The 9,776-nt window shown below is 34.7% G+C and carries 10 protein-coding genes; 4 read left to right on the plus strand and 6 right to left on the minus strand.

Annotation, left to right across the window (positions count from 1 at the left end):
- The first annotated feature begins 8 nt into the window (after positions 1-8).
- From DFR56_RS04920 to dpsA, 4 genes are all read left to right on the plus strand, one after another.
- Complete coding sequence (locus DFR56_RS04920) at positions 9-209, plus strand: PLDc N-terminal domain-containing protein (RefSeq protein ID WP_110394301.1); 201 nt, start codon at positions 9-11, stop codon at positions 207-209.
- A complete protein-coding gene (locus DFR56_RS04925; RefSeq protein ID WP_110394302.1) occupies positions 210-1,115 on the plus strand; it encodes an ABC transporter ATP-binding protein in 906 nt (301 codons plus the stop codon). It begins immediately after the preceding gene.
- A 2-nt stretch (positions 1,116-1,117) separates the two neighbouring features.
- Positions 1,118-1,891, plus strand: coding sequence for an ABC transporter permease (locus DFR56_RS04930; RefSeq protein ID WP_110394303.1), 774 nt, complete (start codon positions 1,118-1,120; stop codon positions 1,889-1,891).
- A 274-nt stretch (positions 1,892-2,165) separates the two neighbouring features.
- Complete coding sequence (gene dpsA, locus DFR56_RS04935; protein WP_110394304.1) at positions 2,166-3,035, plus strand: dipicolinate synthase subunit DpsA; 870 nt, start codon at positions 2,166-2,168, stop codon at positions 3,033-3,035.
- A 572-nt stretch (positions 3,036-3,607) separates the two neighbouring features.
- Here the strand turns inward: dpsA and DFR56_RS04940 are convergent.
- The 6 genes from DFR56_RS04940 to DFR56_RS04965 form a co-directional block, all read right to left on the minus strand.
- Entirely contained in the window at positions 3,608-4,315 is a 708-nt protein-coding gene (locus tag DFR56_RS04940; RefSeq protein WP_110394305.1) for a hypothetical protein, read from the minus strand.
- A gap of 3 nt (positions 4,316-4,318) precedes the next feature.
- Entirely contained in the window at positions 4,319-5,173 is an 855-nt protein-coding gene (locus DFR56_RS04945) for an ABC transporter ATP-binding protein (RefSeq protein WP_110394306.1), read from the minus strand.
- The gene (locus tag DFR56_RS04950) at positions 5,163-5,540 is read right to left on the minus strand and encodes a GntR family transcriptional regulator (protein WP_110394307.1); all 378 of its coding nucleotides are present in this window, start codon (positions 5,538-5,540) and stop codon (positions 5,163-5,165) included. The genes DFR56_RS04945 and DFR56_RS04950 overlap by 11 nt, the downstream gene beginning before the upstream one ends.
- Positions 5,541-5,877: 337 nt before the next feature.
- Positions 5,878-6,726 (minus strand): SPFH domain-containing protein, encoded by an 849-nt coding sequence (locus DFR56_RS04955; RefSeq protein ID WP_207518935.1) that lies wholly within the window; start codon positions 6,724-6,726, stop codon positions 5,878-5,880.
- A gap of 46 nt (positions 6,727-6,772) precedes the next feature.
- Entirely contained in the window at positions 6,773-7,036 is a 264-nt protein-coding gene (locus DFR56_RS04960) for a membrane dipeptidase (protein ID WP_110394309.1), read from the minus strand.
- A gap of 141 nt (positions 7,037-7,177) precedes the next feature.
- A complete protein-coding gene (locus DFR56_RS04965; RefSeq protein ID WP_110394310.1) occupies positions 7,178-9,304 on the minus strand; it encodes an ATP-dependent Clp protease ATP-binding subunit in 2,127 nt (708 codons plus the stop codon).
- Between the last annotated feature and the right edge of the window lie 472 nt (positions 9,305-9,776).

Genomic DNA, 9,776 nt, shown 5'->3' on the forward strand with positions numbered 1-9,776 from the left:
TTATATCAATGGAAGTTTTAGCCGAAATTAATTGGGGTATTATTGCTCCTATTATCGTTATCCAAATGATCTTAATGATCGTTGCTTTCATCGATTGGATTAAAGTTGAAAAAACCAATGGTCCAAAATTATTATGGCTTTTTATCATTCTACTTATTACTACATTCGGTCCGATTTTATATTTTATTATCGGAAGAAAGGAACGTTAAATGGATATTTTAACTGTACATCAATTAACGAAACAATATGGAACACAAATGGTCGTTGATCATATTAGCTTTACTTTAGGTGCGGAAAAATGTATCGCTTTAATTGGACCAAATGGTGCTGGTAAAACAACGACAATAAGAATCCTAACCGGGTTAATTAAACAATCTGGTGGCACAATTCAGTTTATGAATGATAAAAACATGACTGATTTTCGTTCATATATTGGCTATTTGCCACAACATCCCGTTTTCCATCATTGGATGACTGGAAAGGAATATTTAATTTATTGTGCGAAATTAACGTATATAAATAAGCTGGAGGCTGAAAAGCAGGCAGATATTTTGCTTGAGAAAGTTGGTATTGCCCATGCTAAAAACAAACGAATTGGCACTTATTCAGGTGGAATGAAACAACGTCTTGGCATCGCACAAGCAATTATTCATCAGCCGAAAATACTTTTTTTAGATGAACCAGTCTCTGCACTTGATCCTATTGGTCGACGTGAAGTGTTGAATTTAATGGAAGAATTAAAAAAAGAAATGACGATTCTCTTTTCTACCCATATTTTAAGTGATGCAGATGAAATCAGTGATGAATTAATCTTATTACATGGTGGAAAAATCGTCGAATCAGGTTCAATGGACTTATTACGAAAAAAATATCAAACGGCAAAAATTGAATTGGAATTCGAAAATGGTGTGGATGATTATGAACAGAAATTAACATCCATACATGCAGTTACAGATACTTCAATTGAACGCTCTGTTATCCATGTAACTGTATCAAATATCGAAGAAGCAAGAAAAGAAATTTTAAAAATGGCTTCTGAAAACAATTGGCGATTGATGAATTTTACCGTTAATCGTGCCTCCCTTGAAGATATGTTTATGAAGGCGGTGCAATAATCATGCAATGGATCACTTTATTTCAAAAGGAAACGAAAGAAAATTGGCATAATAAAAAATGGGTTTGGGTTCCAATCGTCTTCACCATGATCACAATTATGGATCCCATTACTAATTATTATTTACCGGAAATTATTAATATGGCTGGTGGTCTACCAGATGGAACTGTCTTTGAATTGCCTACCCTTGCACCAGAGGAAGTAATTATGATGAGTATAGAACAATTAAGTATGTTCGGCGTGTTGATTATTGCACTTATGTCAATGGGAATCATTGCTGCCGAGAGAAATAGTGGTGTAACTGAAATAATATTGGTAAAACCAATTCGTTACCGTAATTATATCACAGCAAAATGGACTACTTTACTGTTATTAGTTTGGTTATCCCTTTTTGTAGGTATGTTCCTTAGTTGGTATTATACGAATCTATTATTTGGTGATATAAGCTTTCTCATGTTACTGCAAATTATCTTTTTTTATGGATTATGGCTTACGTTTGTTTTAACAGTCTCTGTGTTTTTTAACACAATGTTTAAAATACCCGGTCTTGTTGCTGCATGTACGATATTAACAGTTATCTTTATGAGCATCATCAACATGATTTTTGGCCATAAGCTTACTTGGTTCCCAAATCAACTATCTGCTCATATTCAAGAGCTAGTTATCACGAATACAGTTTCTAAAGAATTAATCGGAACATCTATTATTACTTTAAGCTTAACAATCATCATTCTTTTTGCAGCTATTGTTCTATTTCAACGAAAAGAAATATTTTAACGATTTAGGTTTAGGGCACTGACTTTTAGTTAGTGCTTTTTTAGTTGAGCTTTTTTGGGAAAGAAGATAATCAAGAAATTTTTTTATTACAATGATAGAATAAAACCGTGAAATTTTATCTGTTTGTTTTAATATAATAATAAAGAAGACTTGGTTCAGTGGGAGTTTTAAACTCCATCCGAATCTTAGTCGCACTTATTTCGGAGCTTGGGGGGAGTTTTAGTAACCCGCGGAGATAAAGAATTGTTAATTTTACAGAAAGGTAGGAAAATAAATGCTAAATGTGCTTATTATTGGTGGAGATGCGAGATATTTAGAAATAATTGAGGGCTTAAGGAAGAAAGGAGCAAATGTTTTTTTGATTGGATATGAAAAGATTTCATTCGAACATCCAACTATTTTTACTTGCAAACATGCTGATGCTGATTTTTCAATTATGGATGCGATTATTTTACCTGTTCACGGGACGACAAATGAGGGCAAAGTAACTTCAGCCTACTCAGATGAAGACTTTACATTAAATAAAGATATGATCGCCAAAACACCAACCCACTGTGTCATTTATACTGGGACGACGAATGATTTTTTAAATGAAGCGGTAGCAAATCGGAAATTAGAAGTACTATTTGCTCGCGATGATATAGCCATTTATAATGCGATTCCAACTGCAGAGGCTACGTTACAATTAGCAATCGAACATACAGACTACACTATTCATGGCTCCAATGTCATAGTACTTGGCTTTGGAAGAGTTGGATTTACCGTTGCACGTTTATTTAAACATGTTGGAGCAAATGTGACAGTATGTGTTCGTAATTCTGCTGATGTTGCTCGGATATCAGAGATGGGAATGAACCCACTGTTCGTGACAAACTTACATCAAGAAATCGAACACAATGAACTATGTATTAACACTGTTCCACACCTCCTTCTCGATCGCAATTTGATTACGAAGATGAACCCTAAGACACTGGTCATTGACCTTGCCTCTGCACCCGGTGGAACTGATTTTGAGTCTGCTAAAGATCGAGGTATACATGCCATACACGCCCTCGGTCTACCAGGAAAAACAGCGCCCAAAACCGCTGGACAAATTATCGCTAATACGATTATTTCATTGATGGAATCGATTGAAAAACAGTGATTACTTTATAAAAGAAACATGGTTCAGTATGGAGCTTCGACGCACAGAACGTGCTAGGGCTGGCACTCGCGATAAGCTTTTCGGTGGAGTGAGCGAAAACGCATTCCCAGGATGCCCAAGTGCTTCATTCTTCATCTGAACCTTAGTCACATTTATTTCGAAGTTTGGCGGAGTAACACCGCGGAAATAAAAGGAGCCTTTCCACAACATTTTAAAAAGAAACGAAACCGCACAAGAATCTTAACATTTTGTGCGGTTATTATTCATAAATCATTTTAGTAAAAGGAAATTATTGCTATATTACCCTACTTATGTGTTTGCTACTTCATTTTCGACTGACACTAATAATAAACCACTTTCTGAAACATCTAGTCTCTGAGAGCCCACTGGCAAAATACCGTTTTTTAACATTCGTTTCTAGAAATGTTCCAGCATGGAAGGGAAATGATGAATTGAACGATGAAAATAAACGAATACCATTCATCAACTTTTCGCAATGCTATCGTATTTGTTTTTCCTTTGTTGGACACCCTCATTTCCCTATCTCTCTTCTTTAAGGACGTTTCGAGTATTTACCCTTTTATAGTAAATTTTCGTAATAACAAATAGGAAAACAAATAAAGAAGAATACTGAATAAAAATAATTGAAAAAAGAAAGATAAATTAAAATCAGCGAAAATAGGCAGGAATAGTTTAATTAACCATCCATTTGAAATCCCGAAAATTAATAGTAATAGTAAAACACCGATCGTACTAAATCCTCCGATTAACCCATACCGATAAAAAATCAAACCCAAAATAAACGAGCAAACGAGTAAAATAAAACAGATAGATGAATCAATCACAAAACGAGTAAACCATGTATCTTGAAATAGGTTAAGCCCAAAAGGTGGTGGTTGTGTATTAAGAATCGCTGTACCTTCATTCACTCCAACGACTTTGTATATTAACTGTACAATCAAATAAGTAGTGTTTGCTATTATCGCATTTACCATCGCTAAGCCTAAAAAGTGGACGGCAAAACTAATAAAAACATTTTTCCGGGTAGATCCCATTTTAATTAAATACGGAACACCGCTTTTCACTAATATTTGTCCAGCAATAGCTGAATATATATATACTGGAAATGCGAGTGTGAAAACAACATTCGTTTCTTTAAATAGAAGGTCAATAAAAATCGAAAGAGCTAATAAAGATAATAATATCGACCAAAATACCGATAACGAATAACGTATTTCGCTAGATAAATAATAAATCGATCCTTTTAGTTGTTCAGACATCTTTTACGCTCCTTTCTTTTCCGTTAAATAAATCATCAAGTCTTGAATGGGCACGCCTTCAACAGTCAATCCTGCTTGCTTTGCTTCCGTTTTACTCCCAAATACATATGCTGTCATCATTCCAGCAAGTTGATCGCGCTTGATCACTTCTTTATTTTCTAGAAATTGTTCTACCTCTGTAATCGGACCTGAGACAGAGCATGTATTATGTCTTAGTGTTTCCGCACCTTCTTGCAATAAAAGTGTTCCCTCTTGTAAGATTAAGACTTCCTCAAATAAAAGGCTTACCTCATCAATTAAATGAGTAGAAAAAATAATCGTTCGCTTTTCTTTTTCATATTCTTCAAGTAAAATTTCATAAAACTTTTTCCGAGCTGCTGCATCAAGTCCAATATAAGGTTCATCAAATATCGTAACCGGTGCTTTGCACGCTAACCCAACAATAATTCCAAGTGCTGACGCCATCCCTTTCGATAATGATTTGACTTTTGTATGTAAAGGTAAGTTATATTCTCTAATAAGATCCATTGCCAATTGGTGATCCCATGTAGCATAAAACAAAGAATAAGACCGCAATATTTGTTTCACTTTCATGTCTTTATTAAAGTTATCGCCTTCTTTAATAAGACATATCTTCTCCGTGAGCTTCCGATTATCGAATGGTCGGTCACCATTAATTAATATTTCCCCACTTGAAGCTAAAATATGGCCCGCTAAAATTTCCATAAAGGTCGTCTTTCCAGCTCCATTTCTACCAAGCAAGCCGTATATTTTTGGCTCGGTTAAAGAAAAAGATACATCCTTTAATGCTGCTGTCTGGTTATAAACCTTCGATAAATTTTTTACTTCAATTCTCATCCATATTCCCCTCCTTCTCAAGCATTTCGATCAGCTGATCTTTCGTAATCTCTAACTTATTTGCCTCATCTTGTAATGGGACGATATAATTTTCATAAAATTGTTTTTTCCGGTTGCCAATTAATATTTCTTTTGCATCTTCTGTTACAAACATTCCAACACCTCTTTGTTTTCGCAAAATATTATCCATGACTAATTCGTTCATTCCTTGTCTGGCAGTAGCAGGGTTTATATTATAAAATTTTGCTAATTCATTTGTTGAGGGTACTCGTTCACCGATTTTTATCGTTTCATTAATAATGGAGTCTTCAATAAATTCCTTAATTTGTATATATATCGGTCGGCTGTCATCCAGTTTGGTCTTCAATTTGCCACCACCCATCCGTTAGGTTAGTTACATCTATAACTAACTATATAAGTAATGAACATTTTTGTCAATAGATATACTAACTTTATTAAGGTAATAAAAATGAGTATGGAAAAAGTCTTGCCTCTCATGACGTAATTGAGTATACTAGCTTTCACCACGGGTACAACCTCAATCGCCTCCCCCTAGCCGATTAGAAGTCTCGAATATTCCGTTTGCTAAGTAAGCACATACCATCTACATTTTTATTTTTCGATAATTCGAATATCCTTTTTTAATAATATTATTGAGCACAAAAAAAACCATATAAAATGGTTTTTAATAAAATTTGATTCTATTAATCATCGTTAAGTGAACCTGTATTAATGATTGGTTGAGCACCGTTATCTGCTACGATAGAAACGAGTAAATTGTTCATCATCGTTACTCGTTTCTCATTATTTAATTTGACAACCCCATCTTGTTCTAGCTGTTCCATTGCGTCTTGCACGATACCGACTGCCCCTTCGACAATTTGTTTCCGTGCGGCAACAATAGCACTCGCTTGTTGTCGTTGCAACATCGCTTGTGCAATTTCTGTTGAATATGCTAAATGGGTTAGGCGGGCTTCAATAATTTCAACTCCCGCTACATACAACCGTTCATGAACTTCTGTTTTTAATTCATTTGAGATTTCTTCCGCATTTCCACGTAATGTTAATTCATGCTCATCAAAACTGTCGTACGGATATTTTGTCGCGACAGCGCGCAATGCGGTTTCACTTTGAATTTCAACAAATTGTTCATATTGATCTACATCGAACATTGCTTTAGCTGAATCAACCACTTTAAAAACAATGACTGCCGCAATTTCAATCGGATTTCCATTGACGTCATTTACTTTTAGTCGACTACTATGAAAGTTGCGCACACGTAATGAAATTTTTTTCCGTAAAGAAAGTGGGACTGTAATGACAAGCCCTTCTTTTCGAACACTGCCAATGTACTTTCCGAAAAATAATACAACGCAAGCTTGATTCGGTTGAATTAACGTTAATCCTGTTGCAAGTAAAATAGCCATAAGTAAACAAATGATTCCTAAAGAGAATTGTCGATATACGAGACTAAAAGCAGCACATCCTAATAGAATTGCAATAATAATTATTCCTAAATATCCATTCATTGACCATGCATCTTTTTCTGTCATCACATTTCTTCACCCCTAAACATTGTATCTAACAGTTTTGCCATTTTTAGCAAAAATAATAGCTACATGTCTCATGAAAATTTTCGTCGTAAAAAATGTAAGGATGAAATTGAAAAAAGTTATCAAATGTAAAGCCACGCACTTCTTCTTCGGAATAGCATGTAAGTAGTTCATTAATAAGCGTTTGATAAGTGGAAGCACCTTCTAGTCCTACAACAAATTGGTCGATTCCGTCAAAATCAGAACCGAATCCAATATTCTTTCCCCCGTTAAATGAACAAATAAGGGTCCGGTCGATTAAATGACCAATGGTAACTTTACGCTTATTTTTTCATAAATTAGACAAGATGGATTTAGTTATATGCTGAGATAGAAACCATTTTAATTTGTTTATCTTCAATCTGTATAAATACAAAAAACCGCTAATACGTAATTAGCGGTTTTTTACAAGTTATGCACTTTTCACGATAATTTCTTTATTTTCTATATCCACTTTGACATTTGTGACATTTCCTTCTTCTAATAGTAAATCTGTTAACTGGTTTTCAATCTTATCTTGAATGACACGACGTAATGGTCTTGCTCCAAATCGTGGGTCATATCCTAGTTTGACTAGTTGTTTTTTCGCTTCATCTGAAACAGTAATATGAATTTCATTGTTTTCAATTGTTTCTTCTAGATCATGAAGCATTAAGTCAACAATTTCAAGTAAGTTTTCTTCTGATAATTCGTTGAATGTAATGATCGCGTCAAACCGATTTAAAAACTCAGGTTTAAAGTAATCTCTTAAGTTTTCAAATGTTGAAATGGCTTGATTATCTTTTTCAAAACCGACATTAATCGGCTTCATGCCTGTTCCAGCATTACTTGTCATAATAATAACAGTATCTTTAAAGCTTACTGTTCTACCATGGGAATCTGTTAAATGGCCATCCTCCATAATTTGCAGAAACATATTTTGTACGTCTGGATGTGCTTTTTCAATTTCATCAAGTAAGATGATTGAATATGGATTTCGACGTACTTTTTCCGTTAATTGACCTGCTTCCTCATGGCCAACATAGCCTGGAGGAGAACCAATAATTTTAGACACAGTGTGTCTTTCCATATATTCACTCATATCAAGTCTGATCAACGACTCGCGGGTACCGAATAATTCTTCTGCAAGCACTTTTGAGAGTTCTGTTTTACCAACACCAGTAGGACCTACGAATAAGAAAGATCCAATTGGACGATATTTCGACTTTAATCCAGCACGGCTTCTTCGGATCGCTTTAGCAATATTATCAACCGCCTCATCTTGACCAATTACTTTAGCTTGTAAATGTTTGGCAAAGTTTTTTAATTTTTCTTGTTCATCTGCTTGTAGTTTTGTAACCGGTATACCAGTTTTTTCTTCAACCATTTCCTCTACATCATGAACGGAAACTTCTGTACTTACTTCTTTTTGACTGTCATTTGCTTTTTCAAGTTGTTTTTGTAATTGAATTTCTTGATAACGTAAATTTGCTGCTTTCTCGTAATCTTCTTGTTCGGCTGCTCGTTCTTTTTCTTGGATAATTGCGTTTAATTGCTTTTCAATCGAGTCAGTATCTTTTTCCGCATTCGCTAAATTTAATCGTGAACCAACTTCATCCATTAAATCAATCGCTTTGTCTGGTAAAAATCGATCTTGAATATAACGATCAGCTAATGTAACAAAGGCTTCAATTACTTCATCAGCATATTTTACTCCATGAAAATCTTCATAACGACTTTTTAAACCTTGTAAAATTTGAATTGCTTCTTCGATCGTTGGCTCTTTTACGATAATTGGTTGGAATCGACGTTCTAAAGCCGCATCTTTTTCAATTTGACGATATTCTTTTAATGTTGTTGCACCAATTATTTGTAATTCACCCCGTGCAAGTGCAGGCTTTAAAATGTTGCCTGCGTCCATTTGTGAACTTTCGGCAGTACCTGCACCAACTAATAGATGAATTTCATCAACAAATAAAATGGCTTCTGGACGATTTTTTAACTCATTAATTAATTGTTTCATCCGTTCTTCAAATTGACCACGAATTCCAGTGTTCGCAACGAGGGATGCAACATCCAATACATATACCTCTTTGTTCATTAATTTTGCTGGTACATCGCCTTCCACTATTTTTAGTGCAAGTCCTTCAGCAATCGCTGTTTTACCGACACCAGGTTCACCAATTAAAACCGGATTGTTTTTGTTACGTCTGTTTAACGTTTCAATGACACGTTTAACTTCATTGTGCCGGCCGATAACAGGATCAATTTGGCCGTTACGAGCAGCGTCAGTGACGTTTCTTCCTAATTCATCCAGTAAGCCACTACCACCTTGTTTTTGTTTTGTTGTTGTTCTAGTTTGACCTTGTCCCCCCATGTTTCCTTGGAAAAATGGATGAGAGAACATGTCCCCACCTTGGAAAAAATTATTTGAATCTGCTATTTGATTTTGGATTTTTTGAAAACAATCATGACATACATGCAGTTGCATTTTTTCCTGATTAAGTTGCATAGACATATTTACAGCAGCCCTATTTATACCACATTGTTGACATTTCATTAGTTATTTCCTCCTCAAAATTAAATTATTTATTGTTCATTTTCATGTTTAACTTCACATTTGACCTTGACTATATTTGACCTTTGACTTTATTATACACTGACCTTTTTTGACTTTCAAGTCTTTTACCTAAAATTTTTAATTCTCAACAGAAATGAACTAATCATATCAATAATGAAGTTTCGCTCTTTCCATAAAAAAACATGCATATTGCTTGTATTCATACTGTGCAAATGGAAAAGGCAGGCAGGATCTGAAAGAGATTATTGGATTTCAGAGCAACCATTGCGAAATTGAGGAGGTGCTATTGATGTAACGAATGTCAAACTATTTTGTATGTAAAATTTTCTAAACAAAAAAAGCCAGTATCATGATGATGGTATGCTCCCCTTAAAGTAGACACCTAAAAAACAAAACTACTTTAGGGGGTTTTTTTATGCGTTCAAATAGTAAGCATCCCGTTGATGAACTT

The sequence above is a fragment of the Pseudogracilibacillus auburnensis genome, assembly GCF_003201975.1.
GTDB lineage: Bacteria > Bacillota > Bacilli > Bacillales > Amphibacillaceae > Pseudogracilibacillus > Pseudogracilibacillus auburnensis.

Bases quoted from the DNA above. Each gene is read 5' to 3' on its own strand.
- DFR56_RS04920 (WP_110394301.1), top strand. From the start codon at position 9: ATGGAAGTTTTAGCCGAAATTAATTGGGGTATTATTGCTCCTATTATC.
- DFR56_RS04965 (WP_110394310.1), bottom strand. From the start codon at position 9,304: ATGAAATGTCAACAATGTGGTATAAATAGGGCTGCTGTAAATATGTCT.
- DFR56_RS04955 (WP_207518935.1), bottom strand. From the start codon at position 6,726: ATGACAGAAAAAGATGCATGGTCAATGAATGGATATTTAGGAATAATT.
- DFR56_RS04940 (WP_110394305.1), bottom strand. From the start codon at position 4,315: ATGTCTGAACAACTAAAAGGATCGATTTATTATTTATCTAGCGAAATA.
- dpsA (WP_110394304.1), top strand. From the start codon at position 2,166: ATGCTAAATGTGCTTATTATTGGTGGAGATGCGAGATATTTAGAAATA.
- DFR56_RS04945 (WP_110394306.1), bottom strand. From the start codon at position 5,173: ATGAGAATTGAAGTAAAAAATTTATCGAAGGTTTATAACCAGACAGCA.
- DFR56_RS04930 (WP_110394303.1), top strand. From the start codon at position 1,118: ATGCAATGGATCACTTTATTTCAAAAGGAAACGAAAGAAAATTGGCAT.
- DFR56_RS04925 (WP_110394302.1), top strand. From the start codon at position 210: ATGGATATTTTAACTGTACATCAATTAACGAAACAATATGGAACACAA.